Raw genomic sequence first — 25,090 nt, forward strand, 5'->3', positions numbered from 1 at the left:
CTCAGGCAACCCCCGTCAGCTCAGCCATCAGCCTGTCGCTTTTGCCCAATTCGTCAGCTGTTCCGTGCGCTACTATCCGTCCGGAACTCATGAGATATGCGTAGTCCGCAAGCTTCAAAGCCTGCGTTGCGTTCTGTTCCACCAGTAGGATCGTCATGCCCCGCTCCTTCAAGGAGGCGATCAGATCGAAAATCTGCCGGACGATCTTTGGCGCCAGCCCAAGGCTCGGTTCGTCCAGAAGCAGGATCCTGGGTCTCGCCATCAGTGCGCGTGCGATGGCCAGCATCTGCTGCTCGCCGCCGGACAGTGTTCCGGCCGGCTGATCCCGACGTTCCGCGAGGATCGGGAAAAGCGAGAACCAATGATCGCGATCCCGTGCCTTTTCCTTTGCGTCCTTTTGCAGGGCAGCTCCAAGGGTGAGGTTTTCCAAGACCGTCAGGTTTGAAAAGATCCGGCGTCCTTCCGGCGAAACGGCGATACCGGCGGCAATGCGCGCTTCCACGCTTTCACGGGAAAGATCGCGGCCCTCAAAACGGACTTCTCCCGTTGATCGCGCAATGCCGGTGATCGCCGAGATGGTCGAGGTCTTCCCGGCACCGTTCGGTCCCAGAAGAGAGATGCATTTTCCCTGAGGCACCTCAAGGGAAATGCCATGGACCGCTTCAATCGGACCATGAAAGACATGTAAATCCTGAAGTATGAGCATGATGAGACATGATCCTGCGGCGCGACCACCAGACGATGGCCGCGCCGTGGATCCTAGTTCCAGTTGGCCGGAACGTTGGCCGGGATTTCGTTGGTTACGAGCACCCGCTTGCCGTCCTTGTAGCCGATCACAGGGATCGTCCGTTGCGCGTAGGTCTTCGTATCCTTGAAGGAAATCGAATTTACCGTCAGAACCGGAATACTGTCGGCGCTGCGGATCGCTTCTGAAACTGCCGCCGGATCGAGGCTGCCCGCAGTTTCGACACCGAACTTCACCGCCATGATCGTATCGGCGCCGGTTGCCGGGAAGAGCCCGTTCACATCGTGGCCCATTTCCTTGCATTCCTTCATGAAGTTGACGACCGCGCTGTCTTCGTGGCTTGGAGCCAGCGTTGCGAAGAAGACCTTGTCCAGAAGGCTCGGATCGTCGGATCCGATGGCATCGAGGGAGGGATCGTCGAACCCGTCGGAACCGACAACCCAGGCATCAATACCGGCGCTGCGCAGCTGACGCACCAGAACGCCGACATCCGGCATGATGGAAGAAATGTAGACGGCGTCAGGCTGGGTCTCCAGCGCCTTGATTTCAGCGATCTGCGGCGACCAGTCGGAGGTGCCGAAACTGAAGTTGAGCTTGGAAAGTACCTTGCCGCCATTTGCCTCGATCACTTCACCGAACCACAGTGGTGTGCGTGCCGACCACGAACCGCCTTCATCCGACGTGAACAGGACGACGTTCTTGACGCCCTGTTCCAGTGCGTAGTTGGCGGCAGCCGTTGCCGTAAACGGGTCCGGCGATACGCCGGTGAAGAAATTGTCGACAATGCCGGCATGCATTTCGACCTGCGTCGACTGCGGCTGAAAGATCGAAACGCCGTAGCCTGCGGCCACCTGGGCGACCGGGATCATGGTGTCCGAAAACGGAATGGTGCCGAGCATGACAACACCGTCATCGAGAAATTTCTGTGCCAGTGAAATTGCAGTTTGCGTGTCGGAGCCGGTGTCCTGAACGAACAGTTCAATCGGCATTCCGTTGATACCGCCATCGGCATTTATTTTTTCCACCATGCAGCGCGCACCCTGAAACTCCGAGTAAGGTGCGTAATCACCGGTCATGGGAACCGCAAGGCCGATCTTGACCGTGTCGGCAGCGAAAGCCGGTGCAGCTGCAAAGGCGAGCCCGGCAAGAGTAAGTCCAAATTTTTTCACTGTCCCTCTCCTGTTTTTGTGCCGCCTCAGGCGGCATTTGAATGGTCTTCGCCCAGATAGGCATCAATTACGTCTTGGTTTGTTGTTATTTCCCGGGGCGTACCTTCAGCGATCATTGCCCCCATGTTCAGCACTGTGATCCTGTCACACAGCGTCATGATGAACTTGAGATCGTGATCGATGACCAAAATTGCGCAACCGAAGCGGGTTTTGACCCATTCCAGTCCTGCGGCGAGTTCTTCCGTTTCCTGCTCATTCATTCCGGCAGCGGGCTCATCGAGCATCAGCACCTTCGGGTTCAGTGCGAGCGCGCGCACGATTTCAAGGCGCCGTAAATGTCCATAGGACAGTGCGCTGGCAGGCATTGCCAGTTTTCCGGAAAGATCGAAACGTTCAATAGCTTCAGCAATGGCGGGACTGTCCTCATGTCCCTCCGATCGCGCGGTAATCTGCGCCACTTCAATGTTCTGACCCACGGACAGATTTTCGAAGATGCGCAGGTTCTGAAACGTTCGGGCGATCCCCTTGCGGGTCCGGTCCGCCGATCCCTGACCATCCAGTATCTCTCCCGCCAGGGAGAGCGTTCCGCTTGTTGGCGTCAAAAGACCCGAAATCAGATTGATCAGGGTGGTCTTGCCTGCGCCGTTCGGTCCGATCAGACCGCGAACCTCACCGGGTGCCACTTCGAAACTGACATTGCTGACGGCCCGCACACCGCCAAACTGTTTCGAAATCCCTTCGAGCACCAGCGCCGACATCAATAGACCTCCTCATAGGCAGCGCAGCGCTGCGCCGTGTCCATGTTTTCCAGAAAGGCGGCTTCCGCCTTCTTGTGGGCCACGTAAACGTCAGCGAATTGCGGATCGAACCATCCGGTGACGGTCGGGTTAGAAGCAAAGCGGGCAAGCGCTTCTTCGAGCGTTTCGGGAAGGCGAACGAACCCCTTGGCCGCAAGATCCTCACCACTGAGCAATGACAGGTCTTCTTCGGTGACTTGCGGAGCAGCAAGGTTCTCCTCAATTCCCTGACATCCCGCATGCACAATTGCGGCAAGCGCCAGATGTGGGGAAGCCGCGGCATCAGCAGCTCGATACTCAATGTTGAATTGCCGGGCGATGCCATGCGGGTCCTTCGCCGTGACCGGGCAAATCCGCAGGCTTGCTTCCCGATCCTGAAGACCGAGATTGTTGTAGGCCGCGCTCCAGCGGTGCGGCGTCAACCTTTCATAGGAAATGACAGACGGCGCCGTCAGCGCCAGAATGCTCTCAAGATATTTCAGAACACCCGCGGAAAACGCTCCCGTTAATTCGGACATGCCGTTCGGACCATCCGGATCGTAGGTCATCGGCCCGCTTTCACCGACAAAGCTCATATGCACATGCACGCCATTACCAACGCTCGCCACATCGCGGATTGGTGTGAAGGTCGCTTGCTGGCCGGTACGCCGCGCGGACATACGCACCAGTTCCCGGGTGATGACTGCACTGTCCGCGGCCTTGATGCCCTCTTCAGGTGCAATCGTGACTTCGAACTGATCGGGACCGTATTCGCAGATGAAACTGTCCGGCTGCAGCCCAGCCAGCTCGAGTGCTGCAATCAGGGTCTCGCCGAACTGCGCATGTTCCGAATGGCCCTGCAGACCAAAACCCTGATGGATCAGCGTTGCCCCCTTGGCGAACTGAAACTCATGCTCGAAAGCGGCCAGCAATCGAGCCCCGGATAGTTTCTCCAGACGTTCAAGCGCCTGACGCAGGATCGACCGTGTGCAAAACCCCCAGGGCTGACCATCAAGCGTGCGAATATCACCCAGCATGAAATGTTCAGGAGGCGTTCCGTCTTCGAAGTCGACATGAACCTGGGCGGTTGCATCGGGAACCAGAGCAAGGTCACCAAAGGAACCGAAGGGGCTGTCGGCAATCGTATCGAAGCAGGTGATCTGCACGTTTGTCGGCACCCAGCCCATGCCACGCGTCAGCCTCTTCTGGAGCTGGTCCGCAGGAAAGGCCTTGCCGCGTGTCTTGCCCGACAGGTCAGACGTTGCGGCAAATATCATGGGCTTACGTATCATTCTTCTGCTTCTGCCTTCCTTCATTCAGGGCATCCCAGGCCGCTACGCGCTTGCCGTGCTTTTTCCAGTCCGACTCTGCCACTCTGGTCATGAGCGCTTCCATGAGCGTGAAGCCTGCGGCGTAGCTGTCCCAGACCGTGCCGCTCTCAACCGGCACGGCAAGCGTCTCGCTCGCATAGGTGACCGCCGGCGAAAGCCACTTGTCTGTGAGCACGATGACGTTGGCCTTGCGCTCATTTGCTGCCATCTTTGCAAGATCGCTGATCGATTGCTGATATCGGCGGAAATCAACGACAAACAGCACATCCTTGCTGCGCATTTTCAGGAGATTGTCCGGCCAGGTCTCCGGATCCGATTCCATATGAAAAACGTCGTCGCGCAGTCGCTTGAGGTGACGGCTCAAAGTCTGTGCAACGAGGTCGCTCACCCGTCCACCAAGGACAAAAACCCTGCGGTTCGGGTCACTCAGCAAAGTGCCGACCCGGTGAAACTGGGCGTCGGTGATGCTGTGCGCCATTTCTTCCATCAGCGCACTTGCCCGTTTGGTGAAATCCCCCAGGAAGGAGCCGTCGACTTCACGCTCCTCGACCATAAGTTCGATTGGCGATCTCTGACTTGCCTTCAGTTCCTGGATCAGCTGGCGCTGGAAATCCTGGTAACCCTGAAAGCCGAGCTTGGACACAAAACGCGATATCGAGGGCGAGGACACGCCGGTGCGCTCAGCCAGGACCTGGATCGGTTCAAGACCGGCAAAGGGGTAATCGGAAAGAAGCGTCGTCGACAGCTTTCGCTCCGTCCCGGTCAGGGCCTGCGAAGTCTCGTTTATCAGATCGCGGATTGTTCGTTGAGACACCATGGCAATCAGATTGTGCCGATAAAAATATCTTGTCAAGTTTTCGCTTTTGTGACGATATGAAAAAAAATTATCAAATCGCTCTGGAGCTCTGCATGCTCAAGGAAGCAGCCTATTCGGCAGAAAATCTCGGCAAAAAACTGTTCGTGCAAACCGACGTGGATCCTGTCGAGTGCAGAACAGGTACGTCAGGGTCTCCTGTCGTGATTGTTTGCGAACATGCAGGGCGAACGATACCGGATGCCCTTGGAACACTCGGTCTTGGGCAGAAAGAACTCAGCAGTCACATTGCCTGGGATATCGGCGCCCTGGCCGTCGCCGAGCGGATCGCCGGCAATCTGGGGGCCGATTTGGTGAGCCAGCGTTATTCACGGCTCGTTTATGACTGCAATCGTCCTTTCGAAGCGCCGGATGCCACACCGGAAATCAGCGAAGATGTTGAAATTCCGGGCAACAGAAATCTGACCGAGGCGGATCGGCTGGCGCGCAAGCAGGCGGTTTTCGACCCCTATGATGCTGCCCTGACCAACCTGCTGGAAGCTTCGCCGAGACGCGCTGCCTTTGCGATCCATTCCTTCACGCCGGTTTATCTCGGCAAGCCCCGCCCCTGGCATCTCGGCCTTCTGTCCCGTGCCGATCCTCGGACCGCGGAAACGATTGCACAAACGATCCGCTATCGTGACAACAGGCTGCTGATCGGCATGAATGTGCCTTACATGATCGAGGAAGACAGCGACTGGTTTATCCCGCGCCACGCAGAGCCGCGCGGCCTTTCACACTGTCTTATCGAAATTCGTAACGATCTTATTCAATCGCCCGAAGGGCAGGATATGTGGGCGGCTCATCTGACCGCCGCATTCCAAAGGGTTCTGGAGCAAGCAAAATGAAACTGACCCGTGACGTTCCTTTGGTACCGGAGCAATCCGGACTGCTGTTCATCGATGTCCAGAATTTCGCCGCACATCGCAAGGGCGCGGAGTTTGCGGGTCTGTCCGACGCCGAGTTCGATGCCGAATATGGCTGGTTCTTTTCCCAGCTCTACAACCGTGTGATCCCAAACATGCAGCGCCTCCAGGCCGCCTGCCGCCAAGGAGGCGTGGAAGTCATGTACACGACAATCGAGAGTCTGACCAAGGACGGACGGGATCGCAGTCTCGATTACAAGATCACCGGCTTCAACGTCCCCAAAGGCTCGTGGGATGCCAAGACCATTGATGAACTGGCTCCAGGAGAGGACGAAATCCACTTTCCGAAATCCTCATCCTCGGTCTTCGTATCGACGCATATCCACTATGTACTGGGCAATCTTGGCGTGAAACAGCTGGTGATCAGCGGCATTGTGACGGACCAGTGCGTGGAAGGCGCCATTCGCGACGCCTGCGATCTCGGCTACCTCGTCACCCAGGTCACCGACGCCTGCCTGACCTACACGCAGGAACGGCACGACAACTCTCTGAGAGCAATAAAGGGCTACTGCCGCCAGGTGACAACTGATGAGCTGATTGCGGAGCTGCAGGGCTGATACGGCACGCTCCGGACAAGCGATACTAATCGGCATCTGGACATGGTCTGTTCTGATACCGGTCCAAAGGGTTTGGCTGGTGTTCATTCCAACGATGGTTCCAGCAGCGAGATCCAGCCAGAGGCTGAAACCGTGACAGCTCCATTGGGCAGATCACCAAGACGGCTAACAAAGAAACCACGATCAGACGATTTGGTAATGCCCAAGTCTTGTCTGCGAAATAAATTCTCCCTATAGGCGTTTAGACGATCGATACGTGAAGAAGGGCAGAAATGAACAAGACCGTCGTGAACAGCTGGAACGAATGGGATCCACTAAAACATGTGATTGTCGGCCGTGCTGACGATTGCCATATTCCGCCTGAGGAACCTGCGCTGGACGCCAAGGTTCCCGAGGACAGCGACATGCGCGGTCAGTGGGGGCGCCGCCCGCAGGAAACGATCGACCGGGCAAACGAGCTGTTGGACAATTTTGCAGCGAAGCTCGAAGGCTTCGGCATCCGTGTCGACCGCCCGACCGCAATCGACCATTCGCAGCCGGTAACGACCCCTGACTTTCACACCGCCAGCCAGTTTGGCTGCATGCCGCCGCGCGATGTGCTGCTGACCGTCGGTTCTGAGATGCTGGAAGCGACGATGTCTTACCGCTGCCGGTGGTTCGAGTATCTGAACTACCGTCCGCTGATGCAGAAGTACTTCAATGAAGACCCGAATTTCCGCCATGAATGCGCGCCGAAGCCGCGGTTGACGGATGCGGACTATCACGCCGATTATCTCAGCGAAAAAATCGGCGTTGCCAAACGCCTGGAATGGACGGCTGAAAAGTTCTTTGTCACCACTGAAGAAGAGCCACTGTTTGACGCCGCCGACGTGCTCCGTTTTGGACGTGATCTGGTAGTGCAACACGGGTTCACAACGAACCTGAAGGGCATTGAATGGCTGCGTCGCCACTTCCCGAACCATCGCGTGCACACAGTCAACTTCCCGGGTGATCCTTACCCGATCCATATTGACGCAACCTTCACGCCGCTGCGCCCGGGCCTGATCCTGAACAATCCTCAGCGCCGCCTGCCGGAAGAACAGCGCGGGATGTTCGAAAAGAACGGTTGGGAGATTGTCGATGCGGCACAGCCGGCTCACAATTCGCCACCGCCGCTGTGTTATTCCTCCACCTGGCTGTCGATGAACGTTCTGGTCCTCGACCCGAAGACCGTCTGCGTCGAGAAGTCCGAAGTCTATCAGGCCGAGCAGATGGACAAGCTGGGCATGGAAGTTGTCGAGGTGGAGTTGCGCGACGCTTATGCCTTTGGTGGCGGCCTTCATTGCTGCACCGCGGACGTCTACCGCGAAGGCGAGTGCGAGGACTATTTCCCGCATCTTTGATGCTTCCTGGAGTGACCTAATAATGGCCACCTGCTGGATCTGCAGGTGGCCATTTTGTTTGTGCTGTTCAGAACACCGCTTAGAGGGCAAGAGTTTTGCGCCATCAGGCAATGGGTCGGACTGGTGACACACGACAGGAATATTTGAATGTTATCGGAAACGGGGTAATCACGCAGCACGCCGAAATTTGAACGGCTCAGGCATCTTCCTTGTCGAGGTAACCGGAAATTTCTCGACTTCCAATTGGTGCCGGCCTTATTTCCTGATGCAGGTTTTGATACGGAATTGCGCTCAGGTCGCAAGGAAACGCGCCCGGTGACGAAATGGAATACACGGCGCTTGAAATATCCTCAAAGGCAGCACGGAAATGCACCGTGCTTTTCACGCAAATCACTTTGTAATTGCTTGGTTGCAGCCCCAGGTGAGTGAAGTGCGCAAGATCAAGACACTGCGTTCGAATACTCGTCACAACAACGTCGATATCTGCCTCTGATCCGACGAGCCTTAGTGCTGCAGTCTCGCCCAGTGTCGCGATGCCACCGCCGTACATCTCACCGGAATAGCGGCAAACGCCATCGCTCAACGCAATCACTTCAAAATCGGCTTCAAAGGGAGTTTGACCCGGCAATCCGGACTTGCCGCCAATGCTGATACGCAAGACCGATCCCCGCCGATGGGCATGTGCAGCCGCAGCAACTTCCGGATCATGGAACAAACCCATCAATACTCTTTGCGCACCACAATCGACGAGTGCGTTCAATAGACCCGTCGTGTCCGACGTCGCCCCGGCGCCAGGATTGTCCTGTACATCAGCAAGGATGACCGGTTTATCAACCGAACCGTTCCGTATGAGCGCCTTGATGTCGGAAAGAGCGTACATGGCGTGGTCGACGTGTTTCTCGACCTGATCAAACAGCACCGCAATCCGATCAACTGCCGAAACAGCCGCATCCTCTGTGTTGCCGTATGCCACACAAGACGGCCGGGTATTTGGCAGATCTGCTGCCGTAAAACCGAGTGCAATGTCGGCTTGAACACCGGATCTTTCCAGGTTCGGCAACAAATCATAAAGGTCCTTGCACGGAGACGTGCCGGTATACTGTGCGTGCAACGGGATCAGGTAGGAAATTTGCCGAAACTTCTTGAACAAGATGTTGCCGTCAAGCAATTGGCGCAATCCGGACAAACACCTTGCACCGCTCTCTGCCATGTCCAGATGCGGGTAGGTGCGAAAAATCGTTATGTACGAAGACCGATCCACAATCTCTGGCGAGACGTTGGCATGCAGATCCAGGCTGATGACGATAGGCAGATCCGGGCCGACCAGCTCACGCACGCGGCGCAGCAGTTCTCCCTCGCCATCATCGTGGCTTTCCGTGACCATGGCACCATGCAGATCAAGATAGATCCCCTCCAAAGTGCCCGCCTGCCTCAAACCGTCGAGGATCATCCCGCTGATCGCCTCGAAGGCATGATCCGTGACTTGGGCCGATGGCTCAGCCGCGCACCATAGAATCGGCACCAGATCCACGCCTGTCTCCAAAGCGGCTTCCGCAAATCCCGCTATCGGCAAATTCATGCCTTTCGTTTGAGAAACCACTTCGGCCCCGTGCAGCATCGCAGGCCAGGAATCCGCCATCTCGAATTCCGGCAACCCAGCTTTGGACACACCAAAACAATTCGTTTCATGCTGGAAACCTGCGATTGCGATCCGCGGTCTCCGCTGTTCATTTCCGGGCATGTATCTTCTTACTGTTCCTGATTGCGGGACATTGGCCAAACCACCTGCCCCCGCCTGATTGTCTGTACAACTCTGGTGGTGCTGAGCTGCGTGCTGTCTTCGAGTGGATTGCAGTCCAGAATTGTGAAATCCGCCAGTTTTCCCACTTCGATCGAACCACGGACATGTTCCTGAAAAACCTGCCACGCTGCATCCAGGGTCTGCGCACGAATGGCTGAAAGGACGCTAATCCGCTGATCCGCACCCAGAAGCCGGCCACCTGCGGTAATCCGGTTCACCGCGCAGTCAGCAAGATGGATCGGGCGAGTGGGTGTCACCGAGGCGTCGTTGTGGATCGTGTAACGAACCCCATACCTTTCCGCGGATGCAGCCGGGGAAATCCTTTCAGCGCGTTCTGGTCCCAGAAAGGTATCGCGATGCCGGTCTCCCCAATAGTAGACATGGGCGGAGAAGAAACTGACTGAAATTCCGAGTCGCGCCATCCTTTCCAGCTGATCATCCCGAAGGGTCTGGCCATGAATTATGGTGTGCCGGTGGTCTTCGCGCGGGTTCGCAACAAGTGCCGCTTCGACTGCATCGATAAACATCTGCGAACCTGCATCGCCGTTGCAATGGCAATGGATCTGGTATCCAAGGTTATGCAACTTTGCGACTTCACGCCTGTGGTCGTCAAATTCGGCATAGGACATTCCGCGAGGATGATCCGGATCAACGGGCTGATGATAGGCCTGGCTCAGGAAAGCCGTCTGCAACTGGAACGCCCCGTCAGTGAACAGCTTGCGAGGCCCCAGCGTAAAATGCGGATTGCCGGACCAGTTCAGCGCGTTGGGGCCACTTGTCAGCTCCGGTTCCAGCTCCCCGATGGGCAGCAAGACAAGGTCGATGCCAGGATCTTCATCGGCTGGCAATGAGTTGAAATGATCAAGCATCTTTCGTGTGGCCCAGGCATTTTGCGCATAGGTCACGCCGTGCTCTAGATACTCGTCGCGTGTCGCGTAAAAACCTTTCCAGAACCGGTCCCGGTCAATCAGAAAATCGGTATCCCCCATTTCCCCCATGGCCGACAGGCCTTCGACCAGACCGGTCAATGCTCCTGTTCCGGGATCCCGGCCAAATCGGCCGCCGAGCGGATCAGGGGTATCACGATCGACGCCCCGACGCTCGAGTGCCAGGGAGTTTGCCACGCCATTGTGCCCAGAGGCGTGAATGACCCAGACCGGGTGGACATCCGACACACTGTCCAATTCCCACCGTGTCGGCATCCGTCCTTCGGCAATTGCCGTGTTGTCGAACAAAACTCCCATGACCCATTCGCCATGAGGTGTCTGAGAAGCCTTTATCCGCAACCGATCCAATGCCGTTGCGATGTCAGTGCAATTTCCGCGTGGCGGAGCTGACAAATCCGCTCGAAATAACCGAATGAATCCCGGATCCGGAAAATGCCCATGCGGATCGATGAATGCGGGGATCAGGGTTTTTCCCTTCAAGTCGCATTCTCTGGCCTCAGAAGGCATACGGGCGCGCAGATCCAATTCCGACCCGACTGCGCGAATTGTCTCGCCTTCGGTCAATACCGCTTCAGGCATGGTGTTCCGAGCGTCCATCGTCAGTATCGGACCGTTGAAAAAAAGTGTGCTCGTCATGTTGTTCTTGTTCTCAACTGCGAGGACAGTGGCACCAGACAGCGCACCCCATGGCCATGATCAACTTCCCAGTTCGGCGTCTGGAGGCAGATGTCCTGGGCAACGGGACAGCGGTCGCGAAACTCGCAACCCGAAGGTCGGTGAAGCAAGCTGGGAGGCTCCCCTTTCAACGCGATCCGCTCAAGTCGCGCATCGGGATCGGGTTCTGGATTGGCACTGAGCAGGCAACGCGTATATGGATGGCGCGGATCGGCAAAGATTGCCTCGGTCGTCCCCTCCTCGACCAGTCGCCCCAGATACATGATGCCCATGCGGTCGGCGACATGACGCACAACGTTGAGATTGTGGGTGATAATCACCATCGCCAATCCAAGTCGTTCACGCAGAGTGTTCAAAAGGTTCAAAAGCTCGCCCTGAACCGACACATCCAGTCCCGCAGTCGGTTCATCCGCCAGGATCAACCGAGGTTCCAGCGCAAGAGCTCGGGCAACACCCACGCGGCGCGCCTGTCCACCCGACAGTTGGTAGGGATATCGATCTGCAAAATGCGCGGGCAAATTGACCATTTCGAGAAGGCGCCTGGCTTCTGCGTCCAGATCCCGGTTCTTCATACCCTGAATCCGATAGGGTTCCGTGATCAGGCTGCGGATGGTCAATCTGGGCGACAAAGAACCTACGGGGTCTTGAAACATCATTGCAATGTCCTTGCGCAGCGGGCGCAATGACCGTTCCGGCAACCCTCGGATCTCTTGTCCACCAAACATCACCGAGCCTTCCTGCGCGGGAGCCAAACCTGCAATGGCTCGAATGACTGTGGTTTTTCCCGAACCACTTTCGCCGACAAGCGCGTATGTCTCACCTGGATCGACCTGGAAGCTGACGCCGGCAAGTACATTGAGCTGGCCGTAGCTCGTTTTCAGACCGGCAACATTCAGCAGGCTCATACCTCTACCTCCACCCGATTCAGCCAGCAGGCGGCGTAATGCCCTCCTTTGAGAAGCTCCAGGGGAGGAACCTCCGAAGCGCAGCGGTGCACCGCCTGATTGCAGCGCTCACGAAAAACGCAGCCATCGGGCAATTCGGCCAGATCCGGCACTTCACCGGGAATGGTAGGAAGCACACGCGCCCGTTCCTTGATGTGACCGGGGTCGCATTCGATCAACCGGCGAGTATACGGATGTTTGGGGTTGTGAAAGATCTCGCGAACGTCTCCGCTTTCCACAACCGCGCCCGCATACATGACGACCACCCGGTCGCATAGTTCAGCAATCACGCCCAAATGGTGGGAGATGAACAGGATTGCGCAGTGAAACTTCTGCTGTAACTCCTTCAGTCGTTCGATGATCTGTACTTCCAGCGTTGCATCCAATGCCGTGGTCGGTTCATCCGCTATAAGCAGATCAGGCTCGCTCATCAGCGCCATGGCGATGGCAATCCGCTGACGCATACCGCCAGAAAATTCGTGCGGAAACTGGTCAAGTCGGGCTTCGGGATCTGGAATGCCAACCGCACCTAACATCTGTGAGGCAAGTTCGCGCTTTTCCGCTTTTGACGCCCGTGAACGGTGCTGAATGTCAACCATCTGCCGGCCGATGCTCAGAACCGGATTGTGTGTCTGCATCGGATCCTGAAACACGATCGAGATGTCTGCACCACGCAGGTCGCGCATCTTGCGCTCGGGCAGGCGCAACAGGTCCTCGCCCTTGAACCGTATTTCACCCTGGCGGAACCGGGTGTTTGGCGCGGTCAATCGCAAGATTGAAGAGATAAGCGTGGACTTGCCACATCCCGATTCCCCGACAATGCCTACAATCTCGCCCCTACCGACATCAAAAGAGATATCGCGAAGCGCCTTCAGGTCACCACGGGCCGTTTCGTAGTCGACATTGAGGTTGTCGATTTCCAACAAAGTCTCGGTCATCGCTGTTTCCTCAATTTCGGGTCGACCACGTCACGCAAGGATTCTCCCAGGAATGTGAAACCCAGTGTGGCCAGAATGATAGGAAGCCCTCCCCCGACCACCAGCCAGGGTGTCTGGCGGATCAGCGCATAACCATCCTTCAACAGCGCACCCCAGCTGGGAGTTGGCGGCTTCACGCCCAATCCCAGGAAGGAAAGCCCGGCTTCAAGGGCGATCACCGTCGGAATATCCATCGCAGCCAGAACCGCCAGCACACCCACGATGTTTGGCAGCATGTGTACGCCCAGAATGCGGGCAACGCTGGCGCCCATCGAGCGCTCCGCGAGAATGAACTCGGAGTTGCGAAGAGTGAGTGTTTGTGTGCGCGCCACCCGCCCGTAAGTCGGGATCGAGGTTGCCATCACCACAAAAACCACGGTCTGAAGGCTGGGGCCAACCAGTGCGACAACGGCCAACGCGAACATCACGGTCGGAAAGGATCGAATGGTGTCGAACAGCAGCATCAACAAGTTGTCGAGCCATCTCGGACCATATCCTGCGATCATTCCCAGTGTCAGGCCGATGGCCATTGCGCCAAAAACCGCCGGAAGAGCAACTTTCAGTGCGACCTGACCTCCCATGATCACGCGGGAAAACGTGTCGCGACCTAACTGATCGGTGCCCAGGAGATGGGCCGTGGATGGACCTTGCAGCCGATCCTTGATGTTCAAGGCAATCGGATCATAGGGTACAATCCAGACCGCCAGGACCGCACATACCACAATCGTACCCACAATTATCAGACCCATTAACCCAAGCGGGTCGCGCGCAATACCGCGGATGATCTGGCTGAATTCGGAACGGGATTTTTCCATGTCGCGCGTCCTCAGTTTTGCACGCGAGCGCGGGGATCGAGCCAGGCATTGACGAGGTCAGCCAAAGCTGTCGAAACCACAAACAGTCCGGTCGAAATCAACACCGATCCCATCACGATCGGATAATTCCGGGTGGTAATGCTATCGATGACCAGTTTCCCCAGACCAGGGCGGGCGAAGACGATCTCGGCGAAAACGGCCGAGCTGAGCAGAAAGCCCATGCCGACCCCGATCACGGTAACCACCGGCAAAATGGCAATCCGTAGAGCATAGACCATCACAACGCGTCGTTCGCTCAGGCCAAACGCTCGGGCAGTGCGAATGTGATTTTCCCCCATCACCTCCAGCATGGAAGCGCGGACAAGTCGGGCGATGTAGCCGACCCAGCTGAGACCAATGGCAAAGGCCGGAAGTACGAGGTGATTAAGCCGCCCCCAGAACCCCTCACCCGCTCCGATGGCGGGAAACCATTGAAGGTGCACCGCGAAAACCAGCAATGACAACAAGGCGACAACGAAGGCTGGTGCAGCGACAAAACTCACCGATAGCGCGGCCGCAATTCGATCAATCAGTGTATTGGGATGAGCCGCAGCGTAGGCACCGAGTGCGATTCCCAAGCTGGCCGACCAAAGGATCGACGCAAGGATCAACTCAAGCGTAAACGGCAGCTGCTGAAACACGATCTCCGTCACGGAACGGCCGGAAAAAACATCGATACCCAAGTCGCCTGTCAGAAGATTTCCATAGAATATCGCAAGTTGTTTCCAGATCGGTTGGTTCAGTGCCAACTCCGCTGTCAACTTGGCCTGCAACTCCGGCGTGGCGCGTGGACCGAGCATGATCTGCACCGGATCCCCCGGCACTGCGCGGATCATCAGGAACATCGCTGTCACAGCGACGAACAGGATTAGCAACGCCAGCGCAAAACGCCTTAGCGCGAAGTAAATCATAGCCGCGTGGCTCCCTTTGGCTAAGCGACCGTCGGTTGGGGCGCGATAGGCATCTTCAATTGATCACCGCGCCCTGACTTTCGGAAGCAATCAGGAAGCCTTGCCAAAATAGCGCAGCAATGACAGTCCGTCGGGACGCATGGCAGGGATCACCCTTGCAGCGTGTACAACGGGCGTCGCTTCATGAGTGATGAAGCGATATGCACCGCTTTCCTCCATCAGATCCTGCGCACGCTGGTACATTTCCGCCCGCTTCGCGACATCAGTCACCTGATAGGCGGTGTTATGGATTTCATTGAACTCGGGGCTGTTGAACCGTTCCCAGTTCCATTTGCCGATCTGCTCTGGTGTAAACCAGGCAGTCGCATAATAGGGGTCGGGTGTCATCGAGAACCGGTTGAGCACGAGCTGCAGGTTTTCATTTTCGCCCGAAGCCCAGAAGGCACCCGACTCAAGCACGTTCACTTCAACGGTAATCCCGATCTGCGCCAGCGTGGCCTGAATAATCTGTGCCGTCGTCGTGAATGTCGTCTTGTTTAGCGTATCAAGGGTCAAAGTGACGTTGCTTTCACCGGACTCCGCCAACAACTGCGCCGCCTTTTCGAAATTGGCTGCCGCGGGAACAAGAGACGCCGGTCGATGGCCCGCGAGACCTGGCGCGATAATTCCCGTCGAAGGCTCAGCAGCACCAAAATAGGCGGCTTCAAGAATACTTGGGACGTCCACGGCATATTGAATAGCTTGACGAAGCTTTTGATTTTGCAGCTTCGGATGGTCCACGTTCATTCCAAGCCAGACGTAGTAAAGCGAAGGCTTCTCGACCAGTGAACCTCCGTTTGGCACACTCTCGCGGTATCTTTGAACCGAGCCCAACGAGACTCGGGTCACATCAAGTTCTCCAGCCTCGAATGCAATTTCAGCGGTGTTCTCGTCATCGATCGGATAGATTTCAACCGTTTCCCAAGCAGGTACATCGCCCTTCCAGTCCGGATTGCGTTTGAGAACGGTTTTTTCCTTTGGACTCCAACTGTCCCGCAGATAGGGGCCGGATTCAGCGACCGGATCCGTTCCAACCCGACCGCCCGCAGCTTCAACGGCCGCTTTCGACAGGATGTTGCCCGTGATGTAAGGCAAGGCAATCGACCAGATCGGTGCAAACGGTTCTTTGAGGACAATCGTTCCTTCACGTTCACCGGTCACTTCGACACTGTTCAACGGCCCCATGTCGGGTTTGTTAGGGCTGTTGGTTGCATCATCCACGACACGCTCGAAACTGAATTTCACATCTTCTGCGGTCATCGGGCCAAAGCCGTTGGTAAATCCGATATCATCTCGCAACGCGAACTTGATATGGGTCGGATCCACCTGCTCAATCATTGATGCGGCATCCAGTTGCCAACCCCACTCGTCTCCCGGTTTGTATTGGATCAGCTTGTTGTAGACAGCAGCGTGAACCTCTTCGTCCACCACACCAACAGAATGGGCAGGGTCGAGCGTGCTGACGTCACCGTACGAGCGTACCCGCAAAACACCTTCTTCTGCTGCGGTGGCTCGGTTTTCCCAACCCATCGGCAATACGGTTGCTGCTCCGAGAACGGTCGCCCCTTTCAGAAAGCTTCGGCGTCCCACAGATGCGTTCATCCATTCGATTTTCATATTCTCCTCCCTTGGAACTATGAGATCAGAGAAGCCCGCGCGGAATGGTTTCGGACCACTCCTTCGTCATGACTTCTTTTTTTTCCGCGCTTTCTGTCGCGCGCAGTCTCCGGTGCAAGTAAAAATTCCGGGCGTCACAATGCATCGTGCTTTCAGTTTCGATTGCCGCCTCCCAACCGTCGCGCTCGAAGGTGAAACGCCAGCTGGATTCAAACCGGGCTGTTGCCGGGTCGTCAGGATGGATCGCATAGTGCATGCGAACATCGCTGCCCGTGACGAGACCGTGACCGGGGTCGCGCCCTTTGCCGTAGTCGTCAAACGTATCAAGGGTCAGCACACCATTCCCGTTCATCTGGCGTGTTGAAGTACAGGATGGCGACCGGAGTTCCTCAAACCAGAGCTCGGGGAAATCCTGCGCCGGATCCGGATTGGCCGGATCAGGTTCCAAGTCTACTTCGCGCACGGGCAAATGGAGTGTGCAGCCCTGAAGGTGCAGCGTCACCTCACTTTTCTGAGCTGCAGGCCATACAATCGGCCAATAAGAGGTCGACAACGCCAACCGAAGGATATGCCCGGCCCTCAAGCGATGGGCGCATTCATTCAGCAGGATCTCGGCTTCATAGATACGCCCGGGCTCCAGCACTTCTGGCTCTTCATGACTTTTGAAGTGCGTCAGATTGAGCGGACGGTAGGTGATGCGCTGCGATATTCCCTCAGGCGAAACATCACACAAACGGGCAACCAGCTGCGCTGTCGGTTTATCGACCGAAAAGGCGAATTTCAGGCAAGGACGCCCAAGAAGTTCAAGCGGTTCCTCGAGCGGGGCAGAGTCGAAACAAAGCGATATGGCGTCATCCGGCCCCTGATCTTCGGCCAACTCATTGTCAATTCGCATTCCCGGACAAAAGTATCCACCTGACCGCCCCAAATGAGCGGGAGAATTTACGGACATCACTTCGTTTGAGACCACCTCGGAAAACCCTTCGGGTGCAAGATGCCAGATCCGGTCCGCTACATTGGGCGACGGCCATGTTGCTTCGGCGATCCAACGCCCCTTGCGAGGGCTGTTTCGGGCTTTCGGATCAAAATGCTCCTGCATGAAAGTGCGATAGTCGGGCAGATCCTCCGCGCCGTTTTCTTCAAGCTTCAGCCACCGATCGAACCAGCCGATCACCTCGGAATGAAAATCCGCCGGATCCAGTTTCGAGATATGGGCATAGCGATGTTCCCATGGGCCGATAATCGCCTTGGCAGGCACCGAGAGATTTTCGACCAGAGCAGGTGGTGCGTTTACATAGGCATCGGCCCATCCGGTAATGGCCAGTACCGGTGTTTCTATTTTGGGCCAGTCCTGGCAAACAGACCCATGTTTCCAATAGGCATTGCGTGTCTGGTGGGACAGCCATTCAGCGGCGCTGAACGGCACCCGCTCCAATCGCCGGATCCAGTCTTCTCGCCAGTCCGGACGCAGTTTCGGGTCAGCCGGACGGGTCAGATAGGCGAACATCTGACTTGCCCAATTGACATTGTCGCTTAGAAGACATCCGCCCATGTAATGGATATCGTCAGCGTAGCGATCAACTGTCGAGGCAACACTCACGACTGCCTTGAGCTCGGGAGGCCGCCGATACGCAAGTTGCAGTCCATTGAAACCGCCCCAAGAAATTCCGATCATGCCAATGTCGCCATTGCACCAGATCTGATCGGCAATCCAGGCGAGAACTGCCTCTCCGTCGCTCAGCTCCTGCTCGGAATATTCGTCATCGAATTGCCCTTCACTGTCTCCAGTGCCGGCAATATCAACCCGCACACAGGCATAACCCGCTTCTGCAAAAACGCGATGCGTTGTTTCATCTCGCTGTGCCGTGCCATCCCGCTTCCGATAAGGCAGATACTCCAGAATGGCGGGGGCCGGATCATTTGCCTCCGGCAACCAAATACGCGCGGCCAGACGACGGCCGTCAGGCATGGTCACCCACTCGTTTTCGATTACGTTCACAGGCATGTCCCTCACCGACCGGCACTTGGATAGTGCCGACAGGAAATGACGATTTCGTTCGAAATGAAACTGTGCGATAAGACGCTATATGATGCTTAATGCATCTAAAGCGCGTCAACTCGCGAAGGATATGCGCATGCAAGAAAATTTTTCTTCAAATTTGCGTTCGTTGTGCGCCGAGTTCGGCAGCGTTGCCCAGATCTGTCGGGCGATTGGCATCAATCGCCAGCAGTTCAATCGCTATCTCAACGGGACAAGCATGCCGTCGGCCCACAATCTGCGGCGCATAGCCCGGTATTTTGACCTCCCCGAAGCTCGCCTGTTTGCGCCACTCGACCAGTTCGACAACTGGATTTCAGAATCAGCCCGCAACCGCTCACTGACATCTTCGGACAATTTCTTGGAACCCTTCCGGGACCAGCACCGCAACCTGAAACGCTATCTTGGTTTTTATCACTCTTTTTTTCGCACACCTTCCTGGGACGGGATGATTTTTTGCTCGTTGATTCAATTTCGTGAAAAGGACGGGTTCATTCAATCGCGATCACTTGAGAACGCGACATCGACCGACAAGAGCATCCGGCAGATCTCGCGATACGACGGGTTGGTCACAATGCGGGGCAACCGGATATTCGTGACCGAACACGAAAGGGCCCGCAATGGAAGCGTGGCACAGACGATCCTGTTCTCCGCCCATCGCCAACAACTGAAATACCTGCGTGGAATGACAATGGGCGTCGCCTGGCGTCCCTATCCGCGTCCTTATGCAGCCAAAGCGATCTGGAAACGCCTTGATGAACGGGTCACCGCCCGGGACGCAATTTCAGCCTGCGGAATCTATTCGCTTCACAGCACGCGTATCGATCTGACAATCAGAAAATACCTGGAAGCGCCTTCAGCTTCCGAAATGCCGGACACCTCCGGAAGCATTCTGTTTTGACCCTCATATCTGAGGCTGAAGGGACTGGTTGCCCATCGGATCGTCAGGACAGAATCCGTGTGCGCCCACATATAGAAACCACACACTGGTCTGAACAACCGATAGCAATGCCTTGGCCTTGGCTCAGGTCTTCTTCAAATCACTAATCGGCAAGACTGCACCCGGAATTCGCCAGAAATTATTTTTTTGCGCTTCTCAACCCGCGGCTCTGTCCCCTTCAACATGATGCGAAGGAGTGTCCTGCCCATAGAAACTCCACCGTCACCTTCAGAGAAAAATGCCGTCGGGAAAGCGCAGCTCAAGTCCTTGTACAAAGATGACGTAGATCACGGCCAGAACTGCCAATGCGCCGGCAAATTGTACCAAGACAGCACGCCCACCTCCAAGATGATGCCTTTCGCGCAACTGGACCGCCGCGGACCCGACCTACAGAAACACAAAACTGGAGGTGAAATAGCCGAAGTAGGGTATCAGGAGGATATAGAGCGCGGTCACGAACGCAGAGAAAATTGGAACCAGCTTCAAACCGCTCGGCCCGAAAGGCATTTCAATTCGCCTTTTCACCGCAAGTACAAAACTCGCAATCGAGGCAATCAAAACAACCCACAACACCAGTCGCGGAAACAATCGGGACGAGACCGGCAATTCCATTAGGGAAAACAACAGATACAGGGCAATCGCGGAAATGGTTGCAGTGAATACGAGTTCTACGATCGTCGCCGGCGCTTTCGACACGTGACCGACCTGGAAACGCCAGCTTCGCCGTATCGTCACAAACAGGCCAAAGGCTATGGCAACCATCAACGCCAACGAGATGGGCTGCTTGATCATTTACCAGAAAGCTCCGCCATCAGCCCGCCCGATCTGAACCGACTGCGACATTCCCATTTCGGCGAGTAGCCCGAGGACAATTCCAAGTAAATTCATTGAAAATTCCTCCCATCGCATCACTTCCCCTTGCCAGAGGCATTAATTACTGAATGATGCAGCGATGATAGATAATTGATTAATCAGTCATTGACAAACAACTTCCACCACCGCGCTTCAGCGTCGTTCGCATTGCGTTCAACCCACTTGAGATGCGTCAAATCAAATCAATGAACACGTCACCCATCTGCAACGGGGGACTTCAACAACAGGTCAAACCCGGTGAAAAGGTTACAAGTTGCTGCAGAAAACGGTCTTTTGATTGACGCCTGTGCAGCTGGCTCTCGTCGGAGTCACAAGCTCTAACCTCCAATCACCACAGAGAGAGAAAGGAGGGCTTCGAACCGGTCAGAATTCTGGGTTACCGAGCCAGGTTGGCCCGGAAATTCAGGCGATCCGGAACCTAAGCTCCTCGTTGAACGAAGACCGCTGAAAGTCATCAATCCTCCGCCAACTCGGAAGGATCAATATCGTAAATGAAATAGGATGGATGACGGTCAATGGTTTGAAGGATGTCCCATTTGAGCTGGCGCAGGTGAAAATCCATGCGCTCTGCAGCGAGATCGGCATCACCTTGCTCTATGGCATTGGCGATGGCGCTGTGCTCTCGCATCACCTGTTCCATCCGGTCCGCGACAGGTAACGTCAGGTGTCGATGGCGGTCGATTGGCGTTTTGATCTGCTGGATCATCTTCCACAGTCCCGGAAATCCGCTCATTACGGCTATTTCCGCGTGGAAGGCACTGTCGGTTTTGTCGAACGTCGCTTGCGACGAGGCTGCAACAGCTTCGCGGCTTTCTTCTATGATCGCTCGCAAGCGGAGCAGTTGTGACGGTGTCGCTCTGACAGCTGCTCGCGCAGCTAGATCACGTTCCAGCGCCCGCCGGGCAACCAGAGCTTCCGGCAAGACGGAAAGCGGAATGCGCGCAACAAAGGTACCCGATTTCGGCACCACCTCGACAAGCATTTCCTTAGACAGGCGCAGGATCGCTTCGCGCACCGGCGTTCGGGATGCATTGAACTCGGTCGCAATTTCCCGTTCCAGTATCGGCGTGCCTGGCGGCAGGGTCAGGTTGGTGATCTGATAGTGCAATTGCTCATAAATATGATCTGCAAGTGTCTGACGAGATCCGGTATCGAATTGTCCCTTGCCTGATGGACCCGCGTTTGCCGCCCTGCGCCGACCGGGTGTGCTGCCTTGTTCCGACATGTCCGTAACCTCTTCGGTCAAGCCTGACTTGCTTGGATATTGAGTCTTTCCGATCGTTTCAACTTGAATAACTAGAATACCTGGTATACCAGATATAGCAACATGAAGCTGTTTTCCGACAAGATTCCCTGCCGGATACAGAAGTCAGCCCGATCTTGAACCTGAGGCGTGCGCTGGCCGGAGGTACAAAATTCGAAAGGAAAATCGATGAGCTATGAGTTATCGCTCGAAGGGAAAGCGGCACTGGTGACCGCGGCGGGTCAGGGCATTGGCCGTGCAAGTGCCGAAGCCTTTGCCCAAGCCGGCGCCGTTGTATATGCAACGGACATCAATGATGCCACTCTTGCCGAACTTGCAAGGATAGACGGCATTACGGCCATCAAGCTTGACGTAACCGACGCTCGAGACATTTCCACCGTTCTGGACGCGATCGGCCCGCTGGATGTCCTGTTCAATTGTGCAGGCTTTGTTCACGCAGGCAGCATTCTCGATTGCCCCGAAGATGACTGGGATTTTGCCTTCGAACTGAACGCCAAGTCCCAATACCGCCTTTGCAAGGCAGTTATCCCGGGAATGCTGGAGAAGGGCAAAGGTTCGATCGTGAACATGTCATCGGTCGCCTCCTCAATCAAAGGTGTTCCCAACCGTTTTGCCTATTGCGCCTCCAAGGCCGCGGTTATCGGGCTCACAAAGTCGATTGCCGCGGATTTTGTCACCAGGGGCATTCGCTGCAATGCCATCTGCCCAGGCACTGTGGACAGTCCGTCGTTGCATGACAGGCTTCGCGACACAGGCGATTACGAGAAAGCCTTGAGCGAGTTCATTGCGCGCCAACCCATGGGCAGGGTCGGGGCTGCGGAGGAAATTGCCGCTCTCGCGCTCTACCTCGCATCGGATGCCAGCGGTTTCACCACCGGACAAACTCACACAATCGATGGCGGCTGGACCGCCTAATCAGGAGCAGGAAATGAAACTGTTGCGTTACGGCCCGAAAGGTCATGAAAAACCCGGCATTTTGGACGCAGATGGCGTTGTTCGCGATCTGTCGGAGCATGTGGCTGACATCTCTGGCGAGACCATAGGAGACGAGGCACTTTCAAAGATAGCGGCTCTGGGCCTGTCCACCCTGCCGGCGGTCGACGTCGAGCGCTATGGGCCATGTGTGTCGGGTGTCGGCAAGTTCATCTGTATCGGCCTGAATTACTCCGACCATGCAGCGGAAAGCGGCCTTCCCGTGCCTTCGGAACCGGTAATTTTCGCCAAGGCGACGTCTGCGATCTGCGGTCCGAATGACAATGTCGAGATTCCGCGCGGTTCAACCGCCACAGACTGGGAAGTCGAACTGGGCGTGGTGATCGGCAAGGAAGCAAAATATGTCGATGAGGCCGATGCGTTGGACTACGTCGCAGGTTATTGCGTCATAAACGACGTCTCGGAACGCGATTTTCAGGCCAAACGCGAAGGTCAATGGACCAAAGGCAAGTCCGCCGACACCTTTGGCCCTATCGGTCCCTGGCTCGTGACCCGCGACGAGGTGACCGATCCCCAGGCGCTGCCGATGTATCTGGATGTCAATGGCAAGCGGATGCAGGACGGCAATACCAATACGATGGTTTATGGCGTCGCTCATGTGGTCAGCTACCTGTCGCAATTCATGTCGCTTCAACCTGGCGACATCATCTCGACCGGCACCCCTCCGGGTGTGGGACTGGGAATGAAACCGGTACCGGTTTACCTGAAAGCCGGCGACGAAATGGAACTCGGCATTGAGGGGCTCGGCACGCAACGTCAGAAGGTGGTTCAAGGCTGACCCCTGGCTCCCGACATCAGTCGACGCCCATCGAAGCAGGCCTGGATTAGCGAATGTGATCCCGTCATGACAACAGTCATGGCGGGATCGACCCTCACCGGTTTGAACGAGTGCCGTGTGGATTTGGTCGAGAGCACGCATGAATGTTGATCTTCTTTTCGGTCGCGAAGGCCTGACGATTTCGTTGCCTTGCAACTCAAAGCCGCATGTGATCGAGAAACAGGCCTTCCCACTCTGCCCCGCACCATCGCTGCATATTGAAGAGGCACTGGAAAACCCACGAGGATCTGCTTCGCTCAAGGAACTGGCGCGGGGCAAACGCTCTGCCTGCATACCTATCGCGCCCCGTGCCGAACCATCTCTTTCTGCATCCGATGATCGATACGATGACGACTGCCGGAATTCCGCTCGATCAGATTGTGGTCCTGGTCGCAACGGGCCTCCGTCGCCCCAATCCCGGAGATGATTTGGCGGAGTTGGTAGGCGATCCGTGGGTTTTGGAAAACGTGCGCGTTGAAAATCACTTCGCCCCGCAGGACGAAGATCATGTGGACCTGGGTTTTACGCCCGGGCGAAAAGTACCGATCAAGCTGGACTGCCGCTTCGTTGAGGCGGATCTGAAAATCGCAACAGGCCTGGTTGAACCGCATTTCATGGCCGGGTTTTCGAGTGGCCGTAAAGTTGTCGCTCCGGGCATTGCCCATCATGAAACCATTCGCACCTTTCATTCGGCTCGTTTCATGGAGCACCCGTTGGCGCGTGAATGCAATCTTGAAGGCAACCCGCTGCACGAAGAACAGCTCGAAATCGTTAAGCGGCTGGGAGAGGTTTACGCACTCAACACCGTGGTCGACGACAAACGCAATCTGGTTTTCTGCAGCTTCTGAGAGATTGTTGAAAGTCATCTGGCAACCGTCGAATTTGTGCGCTCCTACACCGAGATCGCCGTTGGTCGAAAATTCAAGACGGTGGTGACAAGTGCAGCCGGTTATCCGCTGAACCAGACCTACTACCTAACGGTCAAGGGGATGGTCACGCCTCTGGATATTCTGGAAGAAGGCGGCACCCTCATCATTGCCTCGTCCTGTGCAGAGGGGATTGGATCGGATCACTTCCGAACCGCGCAGCAGAAGCTTGTCGAGCTGGGACCTGATGCGTTTCTGGCAGAGTTGGAGGCAAAAAGCTTTGCCGACGTGGATGAATGGCAAACGGAAATGCAGCTCAAACCGATGCGGGTGGGGCAAATTCAGTTGTTTGCCCCTTCCCTGTCGGATGCGTAATTCACGCTCACCGGCGTTGAACGCGTTACTGACCTGACAACAGCGGTTGCAAATAGCATCAGTCGGCATGATGACCCGGCAGTGGCGATTATACCCGAAGGCCCATATGTGGTGCCGAAGGCAGGCGCGCGGGCGGCGCCATGACGCAGCTTCTCCATCTGGATCCGGTTGGAGGCATATCGGGAGATATGTTCCTTGCAGCGATGCTGTCCGCATTTCCAAAGACGCAAGAAGACGTCTTGAAAGATTGGGCGGCTGCAGGGATTTCTGATCAAGTGAGACTGCAAGTCAAGGACGTTCGGGAAAAGGGTTTTGCCTGCCTGCGCGCCGATGTCGTTTGTGCGCACAGTGCGCCACCGACGACGCATTGGTCCGATATTCGCCAGCGGATTGTGAAGAACGCGCTGCGCCCGAACGTTC

23 protein-coding genes and 1 pseudogene are annotated in these 25,090 nt (G+C 56.1%); 9 read left to right on the top strand and 15 right to left on the bottom strand.

The annotated features are described in order from the left end of the window. Position 1 precedes the first annotated feature (1 nt). From ABLQ08_RS31260 to ABLQ08_RS31280, 5 genes are read right to left on the bottom strand one after another with little or no spacing between them, the layout of a single operon-like run. Entirely contained in the window at positions 2-706 is a 705-nt protein-coding gene (locus ABLQ08_RS31260; protein ID WP_352950668.1) for an ABC transporter ATP-binding protein, read from the bottom strand. Positions 707-759: 53 nt separating this feature from the next. After that, positions 760-1,914, bottom strand: a complete 1,155-nt coding sequence (locus tag ABLQ08_RS31265; RefSeq protein WP_352950670.1) for an ABC transporter substrate-binding protein — start codon at positions 1,912-1,914, stop codon at positions 760-762. Between the two features lie 26 nt (positions 1,915-1,940). Further along, complete coding sequence (locus ABLQ08_RS31270) at positions 1,941-2,672, bottom strand: ABC transporter ATP-binding protein (RefSeq protein WP_352950672.1); 732 nt, start codon at positions 2,670-2,672, stop codon at positions 1,941-1,943. Next, the gene (locus ABLQ08_RS31275; RefSeq protein WP_352950674.1) at positions 2,672-3,982 is read right to left on the bottom strand and encodes a glutamine synthetase family protein; all 1,311 of its coding nucleotides are present in this window, start codon (positions 3,980-3,982) and stop codon (positions 2,672-2,674) included. The genes ABLQ08_RS31270 and ABLQ08_RS31275 overlap by 1 nt, the downstream gene beginning before the upstream one ends. Beyond that, a complete protein-coding gene (locus ABLQ08_RS31280; protein ID WP_352950676.1) occupies positions 3,972-4,874 on the bottom strand; it encodes a MurR/RpiR family transcriptional regulator in 903 nt (300 codons plus the stop codon). The genes ABLQ08_RS31275 and ABLQ08_RS31280 overlap by 11 nt, the downstream gene beginning before the upstream one ends. Before the next feature lie 56 nt (positions 4,875-4,930). Between ABLQ08_RS31280 and ABLQ08_RS31285 the strand changes: the two genes are divergently transcribed. From ABLQ08_RS31285 to ABLQ08_RS31295, 3 genes are all read left to right on the top strand, one after another. Continuing rightward, the gene (locus tag ABLQ08_RS31285) at positions 4,931-5,722 is read left to right on the top strand and encodes an N-formylglutamate amidohydrolase (protein ID WP_352950678.1); all 792 of its coding nucleotides are present in this window, start codon (positions 4,931-4,933) and stop codon (positions 5,720-5,722) included. Beyond that, entirely contained in the window at positions 5,719-6,357 is a 639-nt protein-coding gene (locus ABLQ08_RS31290) for an isochorismatase family cysteine hydrolase (RefSeq protein ID WP_352950680.1), read from the top strand. The genes ABLQ08_RS31285 and ABLQ08_RS31290 overlap by 4 nt, the downstream gene beginning before the upstream one ends. A 272-nt stretch (positions 6,358-6,629) precedes the next feature. Next, positions 6,630-7,739, top strand: coding sequence for a serine/threonine protein kinase (locus ABLQ08_RS31295; RefSeq protein WP_352950682.1), 1,110 nt, complete (start codon positions 6,630-6,632; stop codon positions 7,737-7,739). Between the two features lie 196 nt (positions 7,740-7,935). Here ABLQ08_RS31295 and ABLQ08_RS31300 read toward each other — a convergent pair whose 3' ends face one another. From ABLQ08_RS31300 to ABLQ08_RS31335, 8 genes are all read right to left on the bottom strand, one after another. Continuing rightward, positions 7,936-9,480, bottom strand: coding sequence for a M81 family metallopeptidase (locus tag ABLQ08_RS31300; RefSeq protein ID WP_352950684.1), 1,545 nt, complete (start codon positions 9,478-9,480; stop codon positions 7,936-7,938). A gap of 8 nt (positions 9,481-9,488) precedes the next feature. Then, positions 9,489-11,123 (bottom strand): amidohydrolase, encoded by a 1,635-nt coding sequence (locus tag ABLQ08_RS31305; RefSeq protein ID WP_352950686.1) that lies wholly within the window; start codon positions 11,121-11,123, stop codon positions 9,489-9,491. Further along, positions 11,120-12,067 carry an ABC transporter ATP-binding protein gene (locus tag ABLQ08_RS31310; protein ID WP_352950688.1) on the bottom strand — a complete coding sequence of 316 codons (948 nt, stop codon included), beginning with the start codon at positions 12,065-12,067 and terminating at the stop codon, positions 11,120-11,122. Before ABLQ08_RS31310 ends, ABLQ08_RS31305 begins: the two co-directional genes overlap by 4 nt. Next, positions 12,064-13,044: an ABC transporter ATP-binding protein gene (locus ABLQ08_RS31315; RefSeq protein WP_352950690.1), complete on the bottom strand. Its 981-nt coding sequence runs from the start codon at positions 13,042-13,044 to the stop codon at positions 12,064-12,066. The genes ABLQ08_RS31310 and ABLQ08_RS31315 overlap by 4 nt, the downstream gene beginning before the upstream one ends. Continuing rightward, complete coding sequence (locus ABLQ08_RS31320; protein WP_352950692.1) at positions 13,041-13,898, bottom strand: ABC transporter permease; 858 nt, start codon at positions 13,896-13,898, stop codon at positions 13,041-13,043. Before ABLQ08_RS31320 ends, ABLQ08_RS31315 begins: the two co-directional genes overlap by 4 nt. Before the next feature lie 11 nt (positions 13,899-13,909). Beyond that, on the bottom strand, positions 13,910-14,848 hold the full coding sequence (locus tag ABLQ08_RS31325) for an ABC transporter permease (RefSeq protein WP_352950694.1): 939 nt from the start codon (positions 14,846-14,848) through the stop codon (positions 13,910-13,912). Positions 14,849-14,938: 90 nt separating this feature from the next. Continuing rightward, a complete protein-coding gene (locus ABLQ08_RS31330; RefSeq protein WP_352950696.1) occupies positions 14,939-16,504 on the bottom strand; it encodes an ABC transporter substrate-binding protein in 1,566 nt (521 codons plus the stop codon). Positions 16,505-16,529: 25 nt separating this feature from the next. Beyond that, complete coding sequence (locus ABLQ08_RS31335) at positions 16,530-18,509, bottom strand: CocE/NonD family hydrolase (RefSeq protein ID WP_352950697.1); 1,980 nt, start codon at positions 18,507-18,509, stop codon at positions 16,530-16,532. A 130-nt stretch (positions 18,510-18,639) separates the two neighbouring features. On the opposite strand from ABLQ08_RS31335, the gene ABLQ08_RS31340 reads away from it, so the two are divergent. Continuing rightward, positions 18,640-19,443 carry a helix-turn-helix transcriptional regulator gene (locus tag ABLQ08_RS31340; RefSeq protein WP_352950699.1) on the top strand — a complete coding sequence of 268 codons (804 nt, stop codon included), beginning with the start codon at positions 18,640-18,642 and terminating at the stop codon, positions 19,441-19,443. Between the two features lie 426 nt (positions 19,444-19,869). On the opposite strand, the gene ABLQ08_RS31345 is transcribed toward ABLQ08_RS31340, so the two are convergent. Both ABLQ08_RS31345 and ABLQ08_RS31350 read right to left on the bottom strand, forming a co-directional pair. Next, complete coding sequence (locus ABLQ08_RS31345; RefSeq protein ID WP_352950701.1) at positions 19,870-20,274, bottom strand: hypothetical protein; 405 nt, start codon at positions 20,272-20,274, stop codon at positions 19,870-19,872. Between the two features lie 535 nt (positions 20,275-20,809). Next, entirely contained in the window at positions 20,810-21,580 is a 771-nt protein-coding gene (locus tag ABLQ08_RS31350; protein ID WP_352950703.1) for a GntR family transcriptional regulator, read from the bottom strand. Between the two features lie 207 nt (positions 21,581-21,787). Here ABLQ08_RS31350 and ABLQ08_RS31355 point away from each other — a divergent pair, with 207 nt between their 5' ends. The 5 genes and pseudogenes from ABLQ08_RS31355 to larC all read left to right on the top strand — a co-directional run. Then, complete coding sequence (locus ABLQ08_RS31355; protein ID WP_352950705.1) at positions 21,788-22,534, top strand: SDR family oxidoreductase; 747 nt, start codon at positions 21,788-21,790, stop codon at positions 22,532-22,534. Positions 22,535-22,547: 13 nt separating this feature from the next. Then, positions 22,548-23,390, top strand: a complete 843-nt coding sequence (locus tag ABLQ08_RS31360) for a fumarylacetoacetate hydrolase family protein (RefSeq protein ID WP_352950707.1) — start codon at positions 22,548-22,550, stop codon at positions 23,388-23,390. A gap of 386 nt (positions 23,391-23,776) precedes the next feature. Next, positions 23,777-24,277 carry a lactate racemase domain-containing protein gene (locus ABLQ08_RS31365; RefSeq protein WP_352950709.1) on the top strand — a complete coding sequence of 167 codons (501 nt, stop codon included), beginning with the start codon at positions 23,777-23,779 and terminating at the stop codon, positions 24,275-24,277. A gap of 36 nt (positions 24,278-24,313) precedes the next feature. Further along, positions 24,314-24,670 carry a hypothetical protein gene (locus ABLQ08_RS31370; RefSeq protein ID WP_352950711.1) on the top strand — a complete coding sequence of 119 codons (357 nt, stop codon included), beginning with the start codon at positions 24,314-24,316 and terminating at the stop codon, positions 24,668-24,670. 140 nt (positions 24,671-24,810) lie between these two features. Beyond that, a pseudogene (larC, locus tag ABLQ08_RS31375) lies at positions 24,811-25,083 on the top strand (nickel insertion protein); the annotation flags it as partial. Positions 25,084-25,090: the final 7 nt, after the last annotated feature.

Origin of the sequence: Roseibium sp. SCP14, assembly GCF_040329475.1 — a bacterium.
In the GTDB taxonomy this organism is placed as follows: domain Bacteria; phylum Pseudomonadota; class Alphaproteobacteria; order Rhizobiales; family Stappiaceae; genus Roseibium.